Origin of the sequence: Intestinimonas timonensis, assembly GCF_900626145.1 — a bacterium.
In the GTDB taxonomy this organism is placed as follows: domain Bacteria; phylum Bacillota; class Clostridia; order Oscillospirales; family Oscillospiraceae; genus Intestinimonas; species Intestinimonas aquisgranensis.
On the sequence record NZ_LR130817.1, the window covers coordinates 1,950,824 to 1,970,204 of the forward strand.

Sequence of the window (19,381 nt, forward strand, 5' to 3'; positions counted from 1 at the left end):
TATGTAAAATACAGGTTTCCTATTGTCTTTTTTGGGGGAGAATGATAAAATTATTTTGTCCCATACCCGCAATTTATGGAATGATTAGGAGGAATCAGAAAGATGAAGCTCGGAAAACGGCTGCTGCCGATCCTGCTCACCCTGAGCATGGCGGCATCCATGCTCCCCGCCGCTGCCCTGGCCGCCGAGGCCGACACCGGTGAGAAGCATATCACCATCCTGGGCACCTCGGATATGCACGGCAATATCTGGGGCTTTTCCTACGAGGACAACGCCGAGACCGCCAACAACGGTATGGCCCGCCTGTACACCTACATCCAGCAGGTGCGGGCTGAGAACCCCAACACCATTCTCATCGACGCCGGTGATGACATCCAGGGCACCATCATGACCGACGACCTCTACAACAAGACCCCCGAGGAGCCTCATCCCGTCATCGCCGCCATGAACTATATGGGCTATGACGCTATGACTCTGGGCAACCACGAGTTCAACTGGGGCATCCCCACCATGCAGACCATCCTCTCCCAGGCTGAGTTCCCCGTGCTGGCCGCCAACGTCACCGATGAGAAGGGCGAGCTGGTCACCGGCGCCGGCTGGACCATCGTTGAGCGGGACGGCGTGAAGGTGGCTATTATCGGCGTGGTCACCCCCGACGTGCCCATCTGGGACGGAGGCAAGGAGGGCATCGAAGGCGCCACCTTTGAGGCTGCCAATGTGGCCGTGGGCAAGGCCATCGACGAGATCGGCGACCAGGCCGACGTGATCGTGGTCTCCGCCCACATGGGCATGTACGCCGAGTTCGACGAGGAGGGCGGCTCCGACTCCGCCCAGAAGATCCTGGATGACAACCCGGAGATCGACGTGCTCCAGGTAGCTCACAACCACGTGGTGGTCAATGAGAAGCAGGGCGACGTGGTCATCGGAGGCGTGCGCAATGGCGGCCGTGACATTGCCCGCTTCGACCTCACCCTGGATGCCGACAACAACGTTGTGGACGCCACTGTGGAAGTGGTGGACATGACCGATGTGACCCCCAGCCAGGAGATTCGGGACATTCCCCTGGTGGCTGAGGCCCATCAGAAGACCATCGACTACATTGCCGGCGGCACCGATGAGAGCGGCGAGCCTCTGCCTCCGCTGGGCTCCACCACCGCCAAGTTCCAGCCCGAGAACGAGATCCGCGGCATCCCCGCCGGCCGCGTCATGGACACCGCCGTCATGGACCTCATCAACAAGGTCCAGCTGGAGAACTCCGGCGCCGACGTCTCCGCCGCCGCTCTCTTCAAGGACACCAGCGACCTGCCCGAGGGCGACATCAACTACGGCAACATCTTTGACATCTACAAGTTCGACAACACCCTCTACCGGGTCACCGTCACCGGTGCCGAGCTGAAGGCCTACATGGAGTGGTCCGCCGAGTGCTACAACCAGTGGAAGGAAGGGGACATCAACATCTCCTTCGATCCCGAGTACCCCGACTACCTCTACGACATGTTTGCCGGCGTGGAGTACGAGATCGACCTGTCCCAGCCCAAGGGTGAGCGCATCAAGAACGTCATGTTCAAGGGTGAACCCCTCCAGGACGATCAGACTCTGACTCTGGCTGTGAACAACTACCGCTACTCCTCCGCTCTGAAGAGCGAGGGTCTCGTCTCCGGCACCAAGGAGTGGGAGTCCTCCAACTCCATCCGCGACATGATCGTGGCTTACTTTGCCGAGCACTCCCCCGTGGCCCCCGAGGTAGACAACAACTGGAAGATCGTGGGCGTGGACCTGAACGAGGATGATCCCCGCCGGGCTGAGATCATCGGCTACATCAACGACGGCCTGCTGGATCCTCCCTATGCTGAGAGCTACAACCTGGCCGACTACGACGCCCTGGTGACTGAGGCTCAGGCCAACGCCGCTGCCCAGGCCAACAACATCAGCGTGGACGGCACCGCCGTGGGCAAGGCCTTCACCTACACCGTGGAAGCTGCTGACGGCGCCGTCACCTACTACCGTCTCCGTGACATCGCCTTCGCTGTGAAGGGCACCGCCGCCGCCTTCGACGTGTCCTGGGACAACGGCGTGGTCCTCACTGTGGGCGGTACCTACACCGCCGAGGCCGTGACCGACAGCAACATGTCCCCCGCCGCCGTGGAGACCACCCTGTCCGCCCAGGTGGACGTCCAGACCGTGGAGGTCCCCGCCGCCCTCCTGAATCCTGGCAACTACTGCGTCACCGCTGAGGGCCTGGCCACCCTGCTGGGTGCCACCGTTACCGTCACCGACGGCGTCCTCAACATCGCTACCAAGTAACACGGTCCAGAAGTGAAAAACCGGCCTGCCGCTCACTGCGGCAGGCCGGTTCCTTTTTTCTCCACAGACGAAAAGTGCCCGCCCGGTCAAACCGGGCGGGCACTTAGAAAATCAGATCTGAGGCTTACTCCTCGTCGTGGTCGTGACCACAGCCGCAGTCACAGCCGCAGCCGTCCTCATCGTCACAGTCGCAGTCGTCGGACACGGCGAACTGGCTGTGGCAGTTGGGGCACTCGATGACACCGGCCTCCAGCACATCCTCATCGATGACCAGGGGCTCCTGGCAGTTGGGGCACTCGACCTCAAAGAAGTCGTCCTCGTCATCCTCGCCGCAGCAGCACTCGTCTTCGTCCTCGTCCTCATCGTCCTCGTAGAGGATCTCCTCCACATCGGCCAGGTCGTCGGACACGGCGTCCAGCTCCTCGCCCAGGGCGGTGGTGTTCTCCTCCAGGTCCTCGATGGACATGCCCATCTCCTCCAGGATGTCGATGATGACGGAGATCAGCTTACCCTCCTTGGACTTCTCGGTGTCGATGGCGAGGCCGTCGGCCAGACCCTTCAGATAAGCGACCTTCTCGGTGATCGTCATAATAAACTCTCCTTATCCATGCGGCCACAAAGGGCCTGGTTATCGGGATCCAAGACTTATTTCTTGCAGCGCTCCAGGTACTCGCCGGACCGGGTGTCGATCTTGATCTTGTCGCCGGGGTTGATGAAGAGGGGCACCTTGATCTCAGTGCCGGTCTCCAAGGTGGCGGGCTTGGTCACGTTGGTGGCGGTGTCGCCGCGGAAGCCGGGATCGGTCTCGGTGACCTCCAGCTCCACGAAGGTGGGGGGCTCGACCATGAAGATCTTGCCCTTGTAGCTGTTGATCTTGCAGGGCATGTTCTCCTTGACGAAGCGGAAGTCGTCGCCCAGGGTGTCCTTGCTCACGGGGACCAGGTCGTAGGTCTCGGGGTCCATGAAGTAGTACAGGTCGCCGTCGTTGTAGCTGTACTCCATGTCCTTGCGCTCCACGTAGGCGGTCTCGAACTTGGCGGTGGGGTTGAAAGAGGTCTCGGTGACAGCGCCGGTCATGACGTTCTTCATCTTGGTCCGCACGAAAGCGGCGCCCTTGCCGGGCTTCACGTGCTGGAACTCCACGACCTGCATGACCTGACCGTCCATCTCGAAGGTCACGCCGTTACGGAAATCACTGGCAGTAATAGGCATTGGTACTCATCCTCCAAAAGAAGCATCTGTTTTTCCACGTTGGGGCGCAATGGCCCCTTGCCCATGAATTATCTAAGTTATTTTACCCTAATATTCCCGGATTTGCAAGGGGTTTTCCCCTACTTTCAGAGAATGATCAGTTCTTTGGGCGATTTGGTGATATCGATGCAGCCGTCCTCGGTCAAAACCGTCACATCTTCGATACGGACGCCGAACTTCCCGGGCAGATAGATGCCCGGCTCGGCGGAGACGGCGGCGCCCACGGGCAACAGGGTCTCGTCCCGGGTGTTGGCGTTGGGGGACTCGTGGATCTCAATGCCCACGCTGTGGCCGTAGCCGTGACCGAAGTACTCGCCGTAGCCGGCGTCCTCGATGACCTTGCGGGCGGCGGCGTCGATGCTCTTGCCGGGGACGCCGGCCTTGGTGACGGCGATACCGGCCAGCTGGGCCTCCAGCACGATCTGGTAGACCTTCTTCATCTCCTCAGTGGGCTCGCCCAGGGCCACGGTGCGGGTCATGTCGGAGCAGTAGCCGCCGTAGACACAGCCGAAGTCCATGGTGATGAAGTCGCCCTTCTGGACCTTCCGCTCGCCGGGGATGGCGTGGGGCTTGCTGCCGTTGGGACCAGAGGCCACAATGGGGTCAAAGGACATGCGCATGGCGCCGAAGCGGAGCATATCGTACTGGAGCTTGGCGGCGATCTCCTGCTCGGTCATGCCGGGCTGGATGAACTTGCAGATCTCGTCAAAGGCCTTGTCAGTGATCTCCTGGGCCTTCATCATGAGAGCGATCTCCTCCTCGTCCTTGGCGGCCCGGAGGTCATTCACTAACTTCTGGGCGGGCACCAGGGCGGCAGTAAGGCCCTCCTCCCACACGTGGAAGGCGGACACCGACATGTATTCCTCCTCGAAGCCCAGCTTCTGGATGCCGTGCTTGTCGATGACCTCCTGGACCATGGCCCGGTAGTTCCGGTTCCGGTCGGTCATGGTGATCTCCGCCCCGGTGATGAGGTCGTTGGCGGCCTCAATGTAACGGGAGTCGGTGAAGTAGTAGCAGGCCTCCGGCGTCACCACCACGTTGCCCTCACCGTGGAAGCCCACGGCGTAGAACTCGCCGGGTTCACTGTTGAGCAGCATGGCGTCGATGCCGTACTCCGGCAGCTTAGCTGCGATGGCTTTGAGATGGTTCATAACAAAGACTTCCTTTCGTCTTGATTTTGTATGATCACAGGGCTTTTTTGCCGATGTATTCCAGATAGAGCTCCTTCATGGTCAGGGCATCCACATCCTGGGTACCCGCCGACTCACAGATGATGGTGGGGCTCCAGTCCCGCCGGGCCAGCTCCTCCATGAGTGGCGCCGGGTCCGGACCGAAGTCCTCCTGGTCGAAGGTGAGGTGGACCTTCTCCCCGCCGTTGGGGGTGAAGGCGATCTTGGAAAAGTGGCTGTGGAAACGGCTGGCCCGGTCGGGACCCAACAGCTCCTCCACCCGGTCCAGCATCTTCACTGTGGCCTCCAGCCCCTCCAGCTCCCCCAGGGAGCGGGCGTAGAGGTGACCAAAGTCAATGCAGGGGAGGAGCCGCTCATCCAGCTGGCACAGCTCCAGCACCTCGTCCAGATCCCCAAGCTGGTTGATCTTGCCCATGGTCTCAGGGCACAGGGTAATGTGTCCAAAACCCTCCCCGTCACAGGCCACGATAACCTCCCGCAGGGATTTGAGGGCGATGTCCAGGGCCTCCCGCCGGGTGCGCTTCATGAGGGCACCGGTGTGGACGGTAACCCGCGTCGCCCCCATCCAGTCTGCCGCCTGACAGGCGGATAGGATGTAGCCTGTGGTCTTCTTCAGGCTCTCTGGGTCGGGATTGGCCAGGTTGATGAAGTAGGGGGCGTGTAGGGAGAGCGCGATGCCGCTGACCTTGGCGGCTTCGCCCACGGCCCGGGCCGTCTCCTCTCCTATGTTGACCCCCTTGCCGCACTGGTATTCAAAGGCGTCCAGCCCCCGTTCCGCCAGCCAGGCGGGGTATTTGACCGAACTCTTACCCTTATAGTTTTCCGCCTGCCCAGCGGGTCCAAATCGTACGCTGATACGATCACTCCTTCCTCGTCCGGTGCCGTCCCAGAGCCCGGAAAGGCTCTTCCACGGCATACCGGAGGTAGCGGCCGGGATTGCCAGCCAGCTCTATGGGCTCCACCATGAGGGCAAGCACCCCCGTCCGCTTGGCACCCAGAATATCGGTAAAGATCTGATCTCCCACCATGGCCGTCTGGGCACTGGTGCGCCCCATCTGCTCCATGGCTCGGAGAAAGCCACCGGATTTGGGTTTGCCCGCATGGCCCAGGAAGGCGATACCCAGAGCTTTGGCAAAATGCTCCGGCCGTTTGGGCTTACGGCTATTGGAGAGGAGAAACAGGTCCACCCCTGCTGTAGCCAAATCATCCTTCCAGGCCAGAAGGGCCGGGTCGGGCTCCGGCTGGCCGTATTTGGCCAGGGTGTTGTCCAGATCGGCCAGCAGCAGGGTGATCCCCCGCTCGGCCAGGGCTTTGCCGTCGATCTGATAGATGGAGGGATAGACCCCGTCCGGGATAAGAGAAAAAGCCATGCTGCACCTCATGAAACTGATCTTGTCCGCATAGACTGCATTATACCAGTTTCCAACAAAATGGACAAGGGGGAGCAATGCGCATGGGAACGAGATCCCAACTGATTCTGGCCGTCCCGCCGGAGGATGTGACGGCGGCTCAGACCTACGGCCTCACGCTGGCTCACGTGGCCTACCGGGTGGGGGGAGGCCCCCACCTGTTCCGGTCCAACCTGCCCATCCCGGTGCGGGGCGGACTCATGTACATCGACGACAGCGGCTTTGACGGCCGTGGCACTCCTGACACCTTCTGTCAGGAGGTGGTCCGGGAGTGTTCCGCCCGTGGCTTCGGGGGCATCATCTGCGCCTTTGACCGGAACCTCCCCCTGCTCGCCGCCATTGTAACCCAGCTGGGGCCCATGCTGGCCCGGCAGAGCCGGAGCTTTTATGTCTCAGAGCCCTATGGCCGCCATACTGCCACCGGCCGTGTCCTGATCCCCACCGCTCTCTCCGGCGGAAGCCTGCGGCAGCGGCTCAGTGAGGCAGCGGAGCGCTACGGAACCGGCCGGGTGGCTCTGGCGGTGGAGCGGTCGGCGGAGGACTTTTTCCTCCCCTCCCCCAACGGCCAGGGCCGCCCCCTCACCCGGGAGGAATTGGCGGCCAAGCGGAAAGAGCTCTCCCCATCCATCTTCTTCTCCGATGAGCTGTGCGCCCGATATTTCACCTACATGAACCGGCAGAGCGGCGCCCACTTTGTCCTCTTCGACGATGCCGGCTCCATCCGGAAAAAGCTGCGGCTGGCCGAGGCCATGGGCATTGACCGGGCACTGTTCTTCTACCCCGAGGTGTCCGACCTCCTGCCGGACATATTAGGCTGAAAAAAATACGAAAGCCCAGCGCCTTACGGCGCTGGGCTTTATGCGCATCAATAGAACTTCTTACGGTTCTTACGGGCGGCCTCGGACTTCTTGCGGCGCTTGACACTGGGACTCTCGTAGTGCTCGCGCTTACGCACCTCAGCCAGCACTCCGGACTTGGCGCAGCTACGCTTAAAACGCTTCAGAGCGCTCTCCAGAGACTCGTTTTCTCTCACATGGACTTCCGACATCTATTTCCCCTCCCTCCGAAGTGATGGGAGAACCACCACATAAAGGGCCATATTTATGGCTTTAACAGTAGTATTATATGCAATTCTGCGGTACTTGTCAAGAGGTCAATTCCGCCGTGTCCGTGCTCTTTTTCCACAAGCGGTGGAAAAAGGTACGAGACCCATATTCAGGCCTTAGGCTTCATGACCACGTTCACAAGTTTATTCTTAACCACAATGGTCTTGACCACCTGCATGGTCTCCAGCATCTTGGCCACCTTGTCCAGAGCCAGAGCGGCGTCCACACAGGTCTGGTCATCGCTGTCCAGAGGCACAGTGACGGTGCCCTTCAGCTTGCCGCCCACCTGGACGGCCAGGGTGACCTCGGCCTCCACAGTCTTGCTCTCGTCATAGACGGGCCAGGACTGCTGGCAGGCCATAGCGCCGGTCTCGGCGGCGTAGCCCATGGTCTCCCACAGCTCCTCCACCATGTGGGGAGCAAAGGGAGAGAGCAGCAGCAGCAGGGCCTTGTAATCGCCCTTGGAGCAGCCGTTGGCGTAGAAGTCGTTAACCATGGCCATGAGGGCGGCGATGGCGGTGTTGAACTTCATAGCCTCGATGTCCTGGGATACCTTCTTGATGGTCCGGTGGATGCAGCCCTCGTTGGCGGCGCTGTATTCCATGCTGTCGGTGGCCTGCTCGGAGAGGTTCCACACACGGTCCAGGAAGCGCTTGCAGCCCTTCACGGCATTGTCGCTCCAGGCGGCGGCCTTCTCAAAGTCACCGATGAACATGATATAGGTGCGCATAGTATCAGCACCATAGGCGGCAATGACATCGTTGGGGTTGACCACGTTGCCGCGGCTCTTGGACATCTTCTCGCCGCCCTCGCCCAGGATCATACCGTGGGAGGTACGCTTCTTGTAGGGCTCCTTGGTGGGAACCACACCAATGTCGTAGAGGAACTTGTGCCAGAACCGGCTATACAGCAGGTGGAGGGTGGTGTGCTCCATACCGCCGTTGTACCAGTCCACGGGGGACCAGTAGTCCAGGGCCTCCTTGCTGGCCAGGGCCTTGTCGTTGTGGGGGTCCATATACCGCAGGAAGTACCAGCTGGAGCCGGCCCACTGGGGCATGGTGTCGGTCTCGCGCTTGGCGGGACCGCCGCAGCAGGGGCAGGTGGTGTTGACCCAGTCGGTCATCTTGGAGATGGGGCTCTCGCCGTCGTCGGTGGGCTCGTAGCTCTCCACGTCGGGCAGCAGCAGGGGCAGCTGGTCCTCGGGCAGGGGCTGCCAGCCGCACTTGTCGCACCACACCATGGGGATGGGCTCACCCCAGTAGCGCTGACGGGAGAAGACCCAGTCACGGAGCTTATAGTTGACCTTGGCCTTACCGATGCCCTTCTCCTCCAGCCACTTGGTGATGACGGGGATGGCGTCCTTCACGGTGAGGCCGTTGAGGAAGTCGGAGTTCACAAGAATGCCGGTCTCGTCCTTGGCGGTAAAAGCGGCCTTCTGCACGTCCTCGCCGCCGGAGACCACCTCGATGATCTCGCAGCCGAACTTTTTGGCAAACTCCCAGTCACGGTCATCGTGGGCGGGGACAGCCATGATGGCACCGGTGCCATAGGTAGCCAGAACGTAGTCAGAGATGAAGATGGGGATCTCCTTGCCGTTGACCGGGTTGACGCCCTTCACGCCGTCCAGACACACGCCGGTCTTCTCCTTGTTGAGCTCGGTGCGCTCCAGGTCGGACTTGGAGGCGGCGGCGGCCTGATAGGCCTTCACGTCGTCGGCGTTCTTCAGGACGCCGTTCTCCAGCCAGCCCTTCACCAGGGCGTGTTCGGGAGAGAGAACCATATAGGTGGCGCCGAAGAGGGTATCGGGCCGGGTGGTAAAGACCACGATGTTCTCGCCGGTGGTGGCCTTGAAGGTGACCTCGGCGCCGGTGGAGCGGCCGATCCAGTTCTTCTGCTGTGTCTTCACACGCTCGATGAAGTCCAGGTCGTCCAGGTCGTCGATGAGGCGCTGAGCGTACTCGGTGATCTTGAGCATCCACTGGCTCTTCTCCTTGCGGATGACGGGGGAGCCGCAGCGCTCGCACACGCCTTCCACCACCTCTTCGTTGGCCAGCACGCACTTGCAGGAGGTGCACCAGTTCACGGGCATGGTGGTCTTGTAGGCCAGGCCGTGCTTCCACAGCTGGAGGAAGATCCACTGGGTCCACTTGTAATAGCTGGGGTCGGTGGTGTTGATGACCCGGTCCCAGTCAAAGGAGTAGCCCAGCATCTGCAGCTGCTTGGTGAAGTTGGCGATGTTGTCGTGGGTCACCTTGGCGGGGTGGATGTGGTTCTTGATGGCGTAGTTCTCGGTGGGCAGACCGAAGGCGTCGTAGCCCATGGGGAACAGCACGTTATAGCCGTCCATACGGCGCTTCCGGGCTACCACGTCCATGGCGGTATAGGGCCGGGCGTGGCCCACGTGCAGACCCTGGCCGGAGGGGTAGGGGAACTCCACCAGCGCATAGAACTTGGGCTTCTCGCTGTGGTCAGGGGTCTTGTAGGTCCCCTCTTCCTGCCACTTCTTCTGCCATTTGGGCTCGATGCTTGCGAAATCGTACTTCAAAGCGATCACACTTCCCTCTATTTCTGCGCCGAAGCGGACGCTTCGGCAAGTATCGGTAGAAATCCGTACTATTATATCCGATAACCACAGTGATTGCAAGGGCCGCCGCCGTTTTTTCCCTGTCTCTCCCATTTGCGCGCTGAAAAAATACTGGACGGTCAGCGGCGACCGTCCGGTATTGGATTCTAGTTTGCGCTTCTTCCCCGATAAAGCGCCATCAGGAGCCCGGATCCTCCAGTGAAGGCAGCCAGACTCACTCCCTCGCCAAGTCCCCGAAGGAGACTCTCCATGCCGTGGAGGTCCGGCAAGTGGACACATCCCCACAATACCGCTGCCGCCAGCAGGAGGACGGCCAGGGCCACGGTGGTTGGTTTCAGTGTGAGCCGTACCCGCCGGAAGGACCACAGGGTCGACACCAGCAGAGCCAAACGCACCACCAGCATGACCCATGCCACGGCCAGGCGCACATAGTTCATTTCCGGCGTCTACTGTGCCGTCCACCGCACCACTCTCCAGGTGAGGCCGGTGGCATAGGTCCAATAGACCTGCTGGGGAAGAACGATGGCCCAGGCACACCACAGCCCCACCCGGCTCCGGGCCCGGAGGCAGATGATCCCCCATAGGACCAGGGGCAGCATGAAGAAGAGCCCCAACAGCAGGCCCTCCAGCCCTGCAAAGAGCAGCAGCAGAACCAGCCCCAAAGCGCCCACCGCCAGCAGCACACCCCCCGCCACTGTCCGAGCCAGTGAGACATTGTGGGTTTCCTCCGCCTTCACCGGCGGCGGGACTTCCTGTTTTGGTTCCTCGTCCTTGTCCGCCGCCTCTCCCTTCACCAGCCGGTCCAGGGTCACGCCGAAGGGCTCGTTGAGCCGGACCAGCTTGTCCAGTTCGGGCACCGAAGCGTCGGTCTCCCATTTGGATACCGACTGCCGGGATACCCCCAGGGCGTCGGCCAGATCACCCTGGGACAGCCGTCTTTCCGCACGCAGGCGGGCGATGTTTTCTCCCAATGTCATGGGGCAAGCCTCCCTTCCGTCAGGACCCAGAATAGCAGGCAGCGTGTGGTTTTGTCCACCAAGCTGCCTTGGAATGTGCGCAACCAGCGGTTGCATCCCGATATTTCTGTTCAAAAATGGAAAGGTGGGCGTCCCGAAAATCTTTCCGGGACGCCCACCGACGTTTTTTCAACCGCCCTCAGTTGGGCTTCAGGATATCGCTCAGGTCTACTTCCGCCGCGTCCTTCCACAGCCGCTCCAGATCGTAAAACTGCCGTGCCTCGTCCATGAAGAGGTGGACCACCACGGAGGAGAAATCCATAAGGATCCAAGTGCCGCCCCGGTGTCCCTCAATGTGGTGGGGTAGCTCGCCGTGCTCCTTCATCACCTTCTCGCACTCGTCGGCCAGGGCCTTCACCTGGGTGGTGGAGGTGGCGGTGCAGATGACAAAGTAGTCGGCCAGGGTGGTGAGGGCGCCGGTCTCCAGGACCTTGATGTCCAAGCCCTTCTTACTGTCCAGGGCTCCGGCGATGGTCAGTGCCATTTCCTTAGACGTCATAGACGTTCTCTCCTTTTTCCATTATAAAATAGGGATACCCTCGGGAGGGCCATCCTGACTGTCCGTCTCAGGGACAGTGGTAGGTGCGGGGGTGGGTGTGGCCACCGGCGTCTCGGAGGGCTGAGTGCTGGGCTCTGTGGACGCCTCCGGTGTTTCGGACGGCTGCGCGGTGCTCTCCCCGCTTCCCGCATCGGGCGTGGTGCTGGGCACGACGGACGGTTCCGGGGATTCCGTGGTCTCCGGAGCAGTTGTCTCCTCCGGCGCCGCTGTCTCGGTCTCCACCGGCGTTTCACTCTCCACAGGCTCCGGGTCGGTGCTGGGCCGGCTCGACTGGGATTTCACCAGGGAGTTGTGAGTGGTGTCCTCCAGGCGGCCGGTGCTGGAACCGATGGTGCCGTCGGAATTGACGTACATGATATCCAGTTCCTTGGAGCTCAGATCCTCCAGGTACGGATTGAAGCACTCGTTCACCAGGTCCACCAGTTCGTCGGTGTTGGGCACCACGTAGGACTGCATGTTGCCATAGCTGCGGCTCCACACGGACTTGTTGGTGCAGGGCATGGTGACAAAGTTCACATTCTCTATGTCCAGACCGCCGAAGATGGCCTGCTGGCCAAACCAGAACAGGTTCTGAACGGAGAGGTTGGTGGTGACGTTTTTGTTAAAGACCTCGGCCAGCTGCTGGATCTTAGTCACATTCTTGATCTGAAGGCACTGCTCCACCACCGCTTTCAGGAAAGCCTGCTGGGTCTTGATACGGCCCAAATCACCGTCAGGGTAGCCGTAGCGCATGTCATTGTCGTGGCGATAGCGGATAACCCCCATGGCGGCCTCGCCGTCCAGGAGCTGATAGCCCTTCTCAATGTGGATGTGGAGGTCCTGGGTGGGATCGTCGTAGTTCATGTTTCGGGGCACATCGAACCACACACCGCCGATGGCGTCCACCAGCTCGCCCACGGCCTCCCATTCCACTACCACCTGGAAATCGGGGACAAAGCCCACCAGCTGGCTGATCTCCTTGTCCAGCGCCTCGATGCCGTCATCTCCGCCGCCGGCGTAGTTGTAGACCGAGTTGATCTTCTTGATATCCCAGGACACATTGACCATGGTATCCCGGGGGATGCTCATGACGTTGAGCTTCTGATTGGGTACATCATAGGACGCCAGCATCAGAGTGTCGGTATTGCCGCCGCCGCCCGTGTCACGGCCGATGACCAGAAAGGTGAAGAAGTCCTCCTTCCGGCCGCTGCCGTACACGCTGGGCGTCTCGGTGTCCAGCTCTCCTTCTGTCCCTTCACCTGCCGACAGTTCGGGCCGTCCACCGCTCTGGGAAACATCCGGCTTGACGAACAGCAGCCTGGAAAGCGCAAAGCCAATCACCACCAGGGCGGCCAGCACGGTGACGATGATATACACCGTCCGCATCGCCTTCTGCTTGGGGGTGAGCTTCCTGCGCGGCTTTTTCGGGGGCTTCGGCTCCAAACTGCCTGCCAGGCGGCTGCCGCCCTTTTTCTGTTCTCTCTCTGAGGTCATGTGCGTCGTCCTTTCACAGTGTCCCCGGTCCATACGCCGTCAAATTGGGACTGATTTCTCGCGATTCGTCCTGTAAGATACCACAATTTCTTTGAAAATGCAACCATCTCCCTCAGGCGGCCGGCACCTCTGGCGGCGTAAAGATCGGAATCCCGATGTCACCGGGAGATTGAGATTCTTCAGAGGAAGTCTCTGCCGGAGCCTGGGAGGAGACCTCCGTCTCGACGGGAGCAGTACTGGCCGGAGGAGTGGTCTCCTCCGGCGTTCCGGTCCCTGCGGGGGACTCAGAAACTGCCGGCGTCTCCGTAGGCGACTGCGTTTCAGTGGGCGGTACACTCTCTGTGGGCGTGTCGCTCTGGCTGGGCAGAGGACTCTCCATGGGCGTCTCCGTCTCTGCCGGCGTCTCGGTCTCATCAGGAGTCTCCGTCTCCGCCGGCTTCAGGGAGTCATAATAGGCCGCATTGGCCTTACTGTCCTTGAGTGACCCGCCGGTAGCAGCAATGGAGCCATCCGATTTTTTATAGACAATATCCAGGTTAGCCTTGGTCACATCGGTCAGGTAGGGGTTGAAGTCCTCGTTGACCAGCTCCACGATCTCATCGGCATAAGGGAAGACATAGGATTCGTTGCGGCCGATGCTGTAACTCCAGAAATAGCCGTTGTAGTTGGCGGGCATGGTGACAAAGCTGACGCTGTCCGTCCGCAGCCCACCTTGGATGGCCGACTTGGCCAGCCACAGCAGATTGGGGATGGTAAGGTCGGTCTCCACGTTCTCCATAAAAATATCCACCAGGTCGGGGATGTGGGCCACCACCGAGGGCTGGAGCAGCTTGTCCGCAATGGCCATCAGCAGGTCCTGCTGGACCTGGATGCGGCCGATGTCTCCCTGGGCATAGATCCCCGGAGCGCCGTTGTTGTTCTTGCGGAACCGGAGCACCTGCATGACCTGTTCCCCGTCCAGATGCTGAAAGCCCTTGCTGATGTGGATGTGGAGGTCCTGGGTGGGGTCGTCGTAGTTCATGTCTACGGGGACGTCGAAGTCCACACCGCCGATGGCGGTGGCCAGCTTGCCCACCGCCTCCCACTCCACCACGATGTGGAAATCAGGGGCAAAGCCGATGGTGTCGGACACGGTGTCCATCAGGGCCGCCATGCCCTTATCCCCACCTCCGGCATAGTTGTAGACCGAGTTGATCTTCTTGATGTCCCAGGACTTGTTGACGATGGTGTCCCGGGGGATGCTCATGGCGTTGAGCTCCTGATTCTTCACGTCGTAGGAGACCACCATGATGGTGTCGGTATTGCCGCCGCCCCCGGTGTCCCGGCCCACTAGCAGGAAGGTGTAATAGTCCTCCTTCCGGCCTGCCGCCGCTAGGTCCGGCGCCTCGTCTCCGGTGATCTCCGGGGTCTCGGTGGACTCCACCGGGGCGCTGCTCTCCGTGGGCTTGGGGTCTGTTTTGACGGGAATCTCCGGCTTGACGAACAGGAAGCGGGACACCGCGAAGACCACCACCACCAGGGCGGCCAGGATGGTGATGATGAGATAGACCGCCCGGAGTGCCTTTTGCTTGGGCGTCAGGGGCTTTTTCGGCTGTTTTGGGGGCTTTTGACTCTGCTCTCCCTTTTTAAGCAGGTGTCTGCCGCCCTTCTTGTTCTCTTTCTCCGGGTTCATCAGGTCCGTCCTTTCAGGAAATCTCGCGCCTGGATGGTATTGGTGTGTACCGGCACCCCACGCTCCTCCATATCCTGGATGGTCAGTTCACAGCCCAGAAGCAGGGCCTTGTCCATATCCGTATAGGCCAGCCGCCGCAGCTCCTCCAGGCCCTCGAAGTCGGCCCGGGAGGGCTCGATGTAGTCGGCCAGATAGAGCACCTTGGAGAGAAGGTCCATGTCCGCCTTGCCGGTGGTGTGCCAGTAGATGGCGTTGCACACCTCCTCGGGCTCACCGAACACGTGCCTGGCGATGGCGGCACCGGTCTTGGAGTGGAGGAGCTTTACCGCCACCCGCTCCAGCTCGTCCAGCTGGATGTGGTACTGCTCGCACAGGGCCAACTGCTCATCCAGCTCCAGATATTTGGTGCAGTCGTGGAGGATGCCCGCCCGGCGGGCCAGATGGGGATCGGCGCCCCAGTGCTCCGCCAGCCGCACCGCCTCCTCCTCACAGCCCCGGATGTGGGGAATGCGCTTGGCCTTCACCATGGAAAGGGATGCGCAGCGGAGATCGTCGTCGTCCAGGTGCTTCAGGTCAGCGTCTACACCGTATAGTCCGTTTCGCAGGATGTAGCCGTAGACCTGACACCAGAGGGCGTCCCGGACCTGGGCCCGGTCAGCGTCCAGCATGGCCCGGACCTGTGTGGAGGAGAGGTCAATGATCTGGGGCAGCTCCACCACCGCTACCCGGGCGCCGAAACGCTCCTGGAGGTATTGTCCCTGGACCTTCAGCATCTCCCCCGCGTCCGACTCCCGCCGGGCAAAGGCGGCGATACCGGCCAGAGCAGTGATCCGCTCCGGGTCACGCCAGTTCTGAAGGGTGAGGAACATGTCCGTCCCCATGAGGAGCCACAGCTCGTCGTCAGGATAGCGCTGGCGCAGCTCCTCCAGGGTATCCACCGTATAACTCTTGCCCTGACGGGAGAGCTCCAGGCCGTCAGCCTTGGCCAGGCCGGGCCGCCCCATCTCCAGACAGACACCGTCCGCCATCAGGGCCGTCATGGCCAGCCGGTCCTCCGCCGGCACGGCCTCCGGCGGCAGCGCCTTGTGTGGTGGGATGGCCGCCGGTACGAACAGGATCTTGTCCAGCTCCAGCAGCGCGGCCGCTGCCCGGGCCGCCTCCATGTGCCCCAGGTGGGGCGGGTCAAAGGTTCCGCCATACACGCCGATCTTCATTGTGAACACTCCTCTTTCCTCGACTGTTCTTCCAAGATTCCGCTGTGTGGGCTTTTTGGCGTCCGGTCCGTATGGATACTTTTATAGACGCTCCGGACCGTGAAATCGTTTTCGGCTTTTAGAAAAAATCCGTTCTGTCGCTTGTCCTTCACCAGCACGATACGGTCCTTCTTATCCTTATTGTGACTTTGACGATACAGCACGAATTTTGTCTCCCCCACAGGGCAAAGCCCTGTGGGGACCCCCTTTATCACTTCACCTGCGCGGCGGGAGTGAATCCCGCCTTGCGCCAAGCAGTCCGCTGGACTGCTTGCACGCCGCAGACGCGGCGGGGGACAAAATTCGTCAGCCGCGCTTGTCCTTCACTAGCACAATACGGTCCTTCTTATCCTTATTGTGACTTTGACGATACAGCACGAATTTTGTCTCCCCCACAGGGCAAAGCCCTGTGGGGACCCCCTTTATCACTTCACCTGCGCGGCGGGAGTGAATCCCGCCTTGCGCCAAGCAGTCCGCTGGACTGCTTGCACGCCGCAGACGCGGCGGGGAACAAAATTCGTCAGCCGCGCTTGTCCTTCACTAGCACAATACGGTCCTTCTTATCCTTATTGTGACTTTGACGATACAGCACGAATTTTGTTCCGATGACCTGGACCACCTCACTGCGGGTGGCTTTGGCCAGATCCTCGGCGGCCTCCCGGGCGGTGAGCATGGAGTTCTCCAGCACCTTGCCCTTGATGAGCTCACGGGCCTCCAGAGCGTCGTCGGCCTGCTTGATGAGGTTGTCCCCCAGGCCGTCCTTGCCCACGTGGAGGATGGTGTCAATTCCGTTGGCCAGGCCCCGAAGCTGGGCCCGCTGCTTGCTTGTCAGATCCATAATATCTCCTTATCTGTTTTATTTGCTCTGGCCGGACAGATAGTCGGCCAGCTTCTGCTGAAAAAGCTTCAGCGCATTTCCCCGGTGGGAGATGGCGTTTTTCTCTTCGGGGCTGAGCTGGGCGAAGGTCTTTTTCTTCTCCGGCACGAAGAAGATGGGGTCGTAGCCGAAGCCGTTCTCCCCCTGGGGGGCGTAGGCCAGGGTGCCGGGGCATTCTCCACGGGCGGTGATGACATCACCGTTGGGCATGCACAGGGTGATAACCGAGACGAATTTGCACTTCCGGTCCAGCTGTCCCCGCATGTTCTCCAGCAGCAGGCGGTACCGGCCCACGTCGTCTAGGCCCTCCCCGCCATACCGTGCGGAGTAGACACCGGGGGCACCGTTCAGGGCGTCCACGGACAGGCCCGAGTCGTCGGCGATGGCGGGGAGCCCGCTGGCCTCCATAACGGCCTTGGCCTTCAGAAGGGAGTTCTCCTCAAAGGTGGTCCCCGTCTCCTCTACATCTACGTCCACACCCACGTCGGACTCCAGGACCACCTCCACCCCCTGGGCGGAGAGGATGTCCCGCATCTCCACCAGCTTGTGCTGGTTCTTGCTGGCAAGCACCACTTTCACAGCTCAGCCCTCCAGCGCCTTGGCCTGGAAGGTCATGACCTCCCGTATGCCCTTGGCGCACAGGTCCACCAGATCCCGCTGCTCCTGAACGGTGAAGGCACGGCCCTCGCCGGTGCCCTGGAGCTCCACGATGCCGCCCTCGCCGGTCATGACGCAGTTGAGGTCCACCTGAGCAGAGGAGTCCTCCTCATAGCACAGGTCCAGCAGCAGCTGGTCCTCCACGATGCCGGCGGAGATGGCGGCCACCGGAGTGATGATGGGGTTTTCGGCCAACAGGCCGTCGGCCATCAGCTTCTTCACCGCCAGGGCCAGGGCCACATAGCCGCCGGTGACGCTGGCGGTACGTGTGCCGCCGTCCCCCTGGAGCACGTCGCAGTCAATGTTGATGGTGCGCTCCCCCAGCTTCTTCATGTCCACCGCCGCCCGGAGGGCACGGCCCACCAGGCGCTGGATCTCCGCCGACCGGGGGGAGAGCTTCAGCTTGGCAATGTCCCGCTTGCTCCGCTCACGGTTGGCCCGGGGCAGCATGGAGTACTCCGCGGTGACCCAACCCTCTCCCTCGGGGACGTGGGGGGGCGTCTTCTCCTCCACAGAGGCGGTGCACAGCACCATGGTGTTGCCGCAGCGGATGAGGCAGGAGCCCTCCGCGAATTTGTTGAAGCCGGGAGTGATCTCAATGGGCCGGAGCTGATCCCAGGCCCGTCCGTCGATTCTCGCCATATTTTTGATTCCTCCAAAATCAAGGCCGTATGGCCGTTATTATGTGATGGATTACACCAGCGCCTCGGTGAAGCCTTCGGCGTCGAAGGGCCGCAGGTCCTCGATGCCCTCGCCCAGACCCACATACTTCACGGGGATCTGGAGGGTGTCGGCGATGGCCACGGTGATACCGCCCTTGGCGGTGCCGTCCAGCTTGGTGAGGACGATGCCGGTGACGCCGGCGGCCTCCTGGAACTGCTTAGCCTGGATGAGACCGTTCTGGCCGGTGGTGGCGTCCAGCACAAGCAGGGTCTCCTTGGCGCAGCCGGGGAGCTCCCGGTCGATGATGCGGGAGATCTTATTGAGCTCGTTCATCAGGTTCTGTTTATTGTGGAGCCGTCCGGCAGTGTCCACCAGGATGACATCGCTGTTCCGGGCCTTGGCGGCGCTCACTGCGTCAAAGACCACCGAGGCGGGGTCGGCCCCCTCGTGCTGCTTGACGATCTCCACCCCGGCCCGCTGAGACCAGATGGTGAGCTGGTCGGCGGCGGCGGCCCGGAAGGTGTCACCGGCGCAGAGGAGGACCTTCTTCCCCTGGGCCTTCAGGGTGGCGGCCAGTTTGCCGATGGTGGTGGTCTTGCCCACGCCGTTGACCCCGATGAAGAGGATCACAGAGGGGCGGGTAGAGAGGTCCAGGCCCTGGTCCCCCACCGTCAGCATGTCCTGGAGCACCCGGCGCAGACAGTTCCGCACCTCTTCCTTGTCCTTGAGTTTCTCGCTCTTTACTCGGCTTTTGAGCTCCTCCACCGCCTTGAGGGTGGTATCCATACCCATGTCGGACAGGATAAGGGTCTCCTCCAGTTCATCGTAAAAATCGTCGTCAATGGCAGAGAAGCCCGCAAAGATGTTCAGCTTTTTAATTTTGTCAAAAAAACCCATATATTTCTTCCTCTTGCTTTATAATTTACCCCCGCAATAGGGACAGTATTGGATGTTCCACTCTCGAAGGGGCAGTATTCTCTCGCAGTTTGGGCAGCGCCAATACAGCAGCATGACCACGAGGCCAGCCAATATCAACAGTACCCCCGGAAGCGGGGGCACTGGCCAAATAAGACTTAGCAGCGCCAGCACTATCCCTATACCGTACAACACACCTGCGATCTTTCGGACGTTTTGATGGTCAATATGAAACTTTTTCATACCATTTCTCCGGTCATCGCAAACTTTTTCCACAGTAGGGGCAGTATTCCACAGTAGTCCTTCCCAGATGTTTGCCACAGTCGGGGCATCGCCAGAAAACAGCCCAAATAATCAGGCCGCCCATCATGAGGCCTCCGCCAATCAGCAACAGGACAATGTTCTGCTTCCCCAATAGAAGGAACAGGATCTCCAGCAAAACACCCGGGACC

At 60.9% G+C, this 19,381-nt stretch carries 19 protein-coding genes; 2 read left to right on the top strand and 17 right to left on the bottom strand.

Features of this window, described 5'->3' with window-relative positions; all coding sequences use genetic code 11:
* Positions 1–102: 102 nt before the first annotated feature.
* On the top strand, positions 103–2,304 hold the full coding sequence (locus E0E29_RS16455; protein WP_130850726.1) for a bifunctional metallophosphatase/5'-nucleotidase: 2,202 nt from the start codon (positions 103–105) through the stop codon (positions 2,302–2,304).
* A 124-nt stretch (positions 2,305–2,428) separates the two neighbouring features.
* Here the strand turns inward: E0E29_RS16455 and E0E29_RS16460 are convergent, their stop codons facing one another.
* From E0E29_RS16460 to E0E29_RS16480, 5 genes are all read right to left on the bottom strand, one after another.
* Complete coding sequence (locus E0E29_RS16460; protein WP_130850727.1) at positions 2,429–2,893, bottom strand: CD1247 N-terminal domain-containing protein; 465 nt, start codon at positions 2,891–2,893, stop codon at positions 2,429–2,431.
* Positions 2,894–2,949: 56 nt separating this feature from the next.
* Positions 2,950–3,516 (bottom strand): elongation factor P, encoded by a 567-nt coding sequence (efp, locus tag E0E29_RS16465; RefSeq protein WP_130850728.1) that lies wholly within the window; start codon positions 3,514–3,516, stop codon positions 2,950–2,952.
* Positions 3,517–3,641: 125 nt separating this feature from the next.
* The gene (locus E0E29_RS16470) at positions 3,642–4,706 is read right to left on the bottom strand and encodes a M24 family metallopeptidase (RefSeq protein WP_130850729.1); all 1,065 of its coding nucleotides are present in this window, start codon (positions 4,704–4,706) and stop codon (positions 3,642–3,644) included.
* A gap of 34 nt (positions 4,707–4,740) precedes the next feature.
* Complete coding sequence (locus E0E29_RS16475; RefSeq protein WP_130850916.1) at positions 4,741–5,601, bottom strand: TIM barrel protein; 861 nt, start codon at positions 5,599–5,601, stop codon at positions 4,741–4,743.
* Between the two features lie 4 nt (positions 5,602–5,605).
* Positions 5,606–6,115 carry a YqeG family HAD IIIA-type phosphatase gene (locus E0E29_RS16480; RefSeq protein ID WP_130850730.1) on the bottom strand — a complete coding sequence of 170 codons (510 nt, stop codon included), beginning with the start codon at positions 6,113–6,115 and terminating at the stop codon, positions 5,606–5,608.
* 83 nt (positions 6,116–6,198) lie between these two features.
* Between E0E29_RS16480 and E0E29_RS16485 the strand changes: the two genes are divergently transcribed.
* Positions 6,199–6,972 (top strand): glycoside hydrolase family 18 protein, encoded by a 774-nt coding sequence (locus E0E29_RS16485; RefSeq protein ID WP_130850731.1) that lies wholly within the window; start codon positions 6,199–6,201, stop codon positions 6,970–6,972.
* Positions 6,973–7,019: 47 nt separating this feature from the next.
* On the opposite strand, the gene rpsU is transcribed toward E0E29_RS16485, so the two are convergent.
* From rpsU to ftsY, 12 genes are all read right to left on the bottom strand, one after another.
* Entirely contained in the window at positions 7,020–7,202 is a 183-nt protein-coding gene (gene rpsU, locus E0E29_RS16490; RefSeq protein WP_050618074.1) for a 30S ribosomal protein S21, read from the bottom strand.
* Positions 7,203–7,369: 167 nt separating this feature from the next.
* Entirely contained in the window at positions 7,370–9,805 is a 2,436-nt protein-coding gene (gene leuS, locus E0E29_RS16495; RefSeq protein WP_130850732.1) for a leucine--tRNA ligase, read from the bottom strand.
* Positions 9,806–9,990: 185 nt separating this feature from the next.
* Positions 9,991–10,281 (bottom strand): hypothetical protein, encoded by a 291-nt coding sequence (locus tag E0E29_RS16500; RefSeq protein WP_130850733.1) that lies wholly within the window; start codon positions 10,279–10,281, stop codon positions 9,991–9,993.
* A gap of 9 nt (positions 10,282–10,290) precedes the next feature.
* The gene (locus E0E29_RS16505; protein WP_165449942.1) at positions 10,291–10,821 is read right to left on the bottom strand and encodes a helix-turn-helix domain-containing protein; all 531 of its coding nucleotides are present in this window, start codon (positions 10,819–10,821) and stop codon (positions 10,291–10,293) included.
* A 178-nt stretch (positions 10,822–10,999) separates the two neighbouring features.
* Positions 11,000–11,359, bottom strand: a complete 360-nt coding sequence (gene rsfS / locus E0E29_RS16510; protein WP_130850735.1) for a ribosome silencing factor — start codon at positions 11,357–11,359, stop codon at positions 11,000–11,002.
* A 21-nt stretch (positions 11,360–11,380) separates the two neighbouring features.
* Positions 11,381–12,892 (bottom strand): LCP family protein, encoded by a 1,512-nt coding sequence (locus E0E29_RS16515; protein WP_130850736.1) that lies wholly within the window; start codon positions 12,890–12,892, stop codon positions 11,381–11,383.
* Between the two features lie 112 nt (positions 12,893–13,004).
* Positions 13,005–14,564 carry an LCP family protein gene (locus tag E0E29_RS16520; RefSeq protein ID WP_130850737.1) on the bottom strand — a complete coding sequence of 520 codons (1,560 nt, stop codon included), beginning with the start codon at positions 14,562–14,564 and terminating at the stop codon, positions 13,005–13,007.
* The gene (nadD, locus tag E0E29_RS16525) at positions 14,564–15,778 is read right to left on the bottom strand and encodes a nicotinate (nicotinamide) nucleotide adenylyltransferase (RefSeq protein WP_130850738.1); all 1,215 of its coding nucleotides are present in this window, start codon (positions 15,776–15,778) and stop codon (positions 14,564–14,566) included. Before nadD ends, E0E29_RS16520 begins: the two co-directional genes overlap by 1 nt.
* A gap of 559 nt (positions 15,779–16,337) precedes the next feature.
* Positions 16,338–16,655: a ribosome assembly RNA-binding protein YhbY gene (gene yhbY, locus E0E29_RS16540; RefSeq protein ID WP_130850739.1), complete on the bottom strand. Its 318-nt coding sequence runs from the start codon at positions 16,653–16,655 to the stop codon at positions 16,338–16,340.
* 18 nt (positions 16,656–16,673) lie between these two features.
* The gene (locus E0E29_RS16545) at positions 16,674–17,273 is read right to left on the bottom strand and encodes an XTP/dITP diphosphatase (RefSeq protein WP_130850740.1); all 600 of its coding nucleotides are present in this window, start codon (positions 17,271–17,273) and stop codon (positions 16,674–16,676) included.
* A gap of 3 nt (positions 17,274–17,276) precedes the next feature.
* The gene (rph, locus tag E0E29_RS16550) at positions 17,277–17,993 is read right to left on the bottom strand and encodes a ribonuclease PH (RefSeq protein ID WP_130850741.1); all 717 of its coding nucleotides are present in this window, start codon (positions 17,991–17,993) and stop codon (positions 17,277–17,279) included.
* A gap of 51 nt (positions 17,994–18,044) precedes the next feature.
* Positions 18,045–18,911 (bottom strand): signal recognition particle-docking protein FtsY, encoded by an 867-nt coding sequence (gene ftsY / locus E0E29_RS16555; RefSeq protein WP_130850742.1) that lies wholly within the window; start codon positions 18,909–18,911, stop codon positions 18,045–18,047.
* Between the last annotated feature and the right edge of the window lie 470 nt (positions 18,912–19,381).